Here is a 2,669-nt window from a genome sequence, read left to right as displayed (position 1 = left end):
CTGGAGCAATGCCACGCACCTGCTGGTCAACGAGCCCGGCCACCCGCGCCACGGCAGCTTTCTGCGCGGCGCCGACCTGGGCTGGCCCCTGCCCGCGCCAGCCGAAGACGGCAAGCCGGCCCAGGATGTGTTTGTGGTGCAGCGTGCCGATGGCAGCCTGGCGCCGCACACCCAGGCCGAGCCTGCACAGCTGATGGTGCGCACCCGCGTGGCCGTGCCCGGCCTGAAGGCCGAAGGCGCGGACCAGGCCCCCGAGCTGTCGGTCTGCTCCTCGCTGGCCAAGCTGCATGAGCAGGCCAGCCTCAAGACACTGGACGAATACGCGGCGCTGTGCGGCGTGGCGCGCGGCGAGATCGAGGCGCTGGCGCGCGAGTTCACCAGCCATGGCAAGCGCGCCGTGGCCGATGCGCATGGCGGCACCATGAGCGGCGCGGGCTTCTACACCGCCTACGCCATCAGCATGCTCAACACCCTGGTGGGCAACCTCAACGTGCAGGGCGGCCTGGTGCTGGATGCCGGCCCGTTCGGCCCCTTCGGCCCGGGCCCGCGCTACGACTTCGCCAACTTCGACGGCAAGGTCAAGCCGCGCGGCCTGGCGCTGTCACGCCACCGCCAGCCCTACGAGAAAAGCGCGGAATTCCAGCGCAAGCGCGAGGGCCAGCCCGAGGGCGCGAAGGACTATCCCGCCGCCCAGGCCCCGTGGTACCCGGCCGTGGGCGGCCTGTCCAGCGAGATGCTGGCCAGCGCGCTGGCCGGCTACCCCTACCGCGCCAAGGCCTGGATCAACCACATGAGCAACCCCGTCTACGGCATTGCGGGCTTTCGCAATGCGCTGGTGGACGATCTCAAGGACCCGAAGAAGCTGCCGCTGATCGTCTCCATCGATCCCTTCATCAACGAGACCAGCGCGCTGGCCGATTTCATCGTGCCCGATACCGTGACCTACGAGAGCTGGGGCATCTCGGCGCCCTGGGCCGACGTGGTGGCCAAAAGCTCCACCGTGCGCTGGCCCGTGGTGCAGCCCGCCGTGGCGCGCACGGCCGGCGGCCAGCCCGTGAACGTGGAGAGCTTCCTCTTTGCCGTGGCAGAACGGCTGGGCCTGCCCGGCTTTGGCGAGGCCGCCATCAAGGACGCCCAGGGCCAGCCCCATGCGCTGCGCTCGGCCGAGGACTTCTTCATCCACGCCCTGGCCAACGTGGCCTGGGCAGGCGGCAAGCCCGTGCCGGCGGCCAGCGATGACGACATCGCCATCACCGGCGTGGACAGGCTGGTGCCCGCGCTGCGCCAGCGCCTGAAGGACGATGAATGGCGTCAGGTGGCCATGCTGCTGACGCGCGGCGGGCGCTTCGACCGCATCGAGGACGCCTGGAAGGATGGCCACACCCGCAAGGCCCACGCGCCTGCCCTGCAGGTCTGGAGCGAGGAGCTGGCCCGCATGCGCCACGCCATGACGGGCGAGCGCTACAGCGGCTGCCCCACCTGGTATCCGGCACGGCTGGCCGACGGCAGCGCCATGCGCACGCATTTCGGCGAGCAGCAATGGCCGCTGCTGCTGACCTCGTACAAGTCCAACCTGATGAGTTCCATGTCGATTGCCGTCTCGCGGCTGCGCCAGGTGCATCCGCACAACCCGGTGTCCCTGCACCGCGATGACGCCGAGCGGCTGGGCATCGCCAACGGCGACACGGTGCGCATCCGCACGCCGGGCGGCGCGGTGACGGCCGTGGCCATGGTGCGCGACGGCGTGATGCCGGGCACCGTGGCCATCGAGCACGGCTACGGCCACCGCGAGCTGGGCGCGGGCCGCCACAGCATCGACGGCCAGCCCATGCCGGTGAACGCCGAGCATGCCAATGGCGTGAACCTCAACGACCTGGGCTTCGCCGATCCCACGCGGCCCGGCTGCAAAAACGTGTGGGTGGACTGGGTGTCGGGCGCCGCGGTGCGCCAGGGGCTGCCTGCGCGCATCGAGAAGGTCTGATCAGCGGGTGGGGCTGGCGACAGGTGCAGCGACGGGTGCGGCCACTGGTGCAGCGTCGGCCTGCCAGCCGCCGCCCAGCGCCTGGTACAGCGCAATGGCGTTTTCCAGCTGGCTCTGGCGCAGGCGTATGACTTCCTGCTGGGCCTGGTACAGATTGCGCTGGGCGTCCAGCTCTTCCAGGTAGCTGGCGTAGCCGGCCTCGTAGCGGTCCTTGGCAAAGCCCAGGGAGCGCTGCAGCACCGCCTCGCGCTCGCTGGCGTGCTGCCACTGCGACTGCAGGCGCCGGGTGCCGACCAGGGCGTTTTCCACATCGGCCAGGGCCTTGATCACCACGCCACGGTAGGCATAGGCGGCCTGGTCGCGCTGGGCGGTCACGGCGTCGAACTGGCCCTGCAGCCGCCCGCCCGTGAACAGCGGCGCCAGCACGCTGCCGCCCAGGGCCCAGACCGTGGCCGGGTGGTATTGCAGGGCATTGACCAGCAGGCTGCCGGCGCTGGCCGTCAGCGAGACCTGGGGCAGGAAGGCGGTGCGCTGCACGGCCAGGCTTTCGTCAGCGGCCGCCAGCTGCAGCTGCGCCCGTGCAATGTCGGGGCGGCGCTGCAGCAAGGCCGAAGGCAGGCCGGCGGCCGGCGCAGGCGGCGGCGCGCCCAGCGTGGCGGACTGGCTGTCGGTTGTTGCCATGAGCGCG

Annotated in this window: 2 protein-coding genes; one reads left to right on the top strand and one right to left on the bottom strand. The window is 71.0% G+C overall.

Annotation, left to right across the window (positions count from 1 at the left end):
• The coding region (locus tag L995_RS03765; RefSeq protein WP_047469257.1) for a molybdopterin dinucleotide binding domain-containing protein at window positions 1-1,981 on the top strand (1,981 nt) is incomplete at its 5' end.
• Here L995_RS03765 and L995_RS03760 read toward each other — a convergent pair.
• Window positions 1,982-2,669 (bottom strand): TolC family protein (locus L995_RS03760; protein ID WP_047469253.1); only part of this gene is annotated, 688 nt, incomplete at its 5' end. It lies immediately after the preceding gene.

The sequence above is a fragment of the Delftia sp. ZNC0008 genome, from assembly GCF_000799035.1.
GTDB classification, from domain to species: domain Bacteria; phylum Pseudomonadota; class Gammaproteobacteria; order Burkholderiales; family Burkholderiaceae_C; genus Comamonas; species Comamonas tsuruhatensis.
The sequence above is the reverse complement of the archived record's forward strand: the minus strand, read 5'-3'. Positions and strand labels throughout refer to the sequence as shown.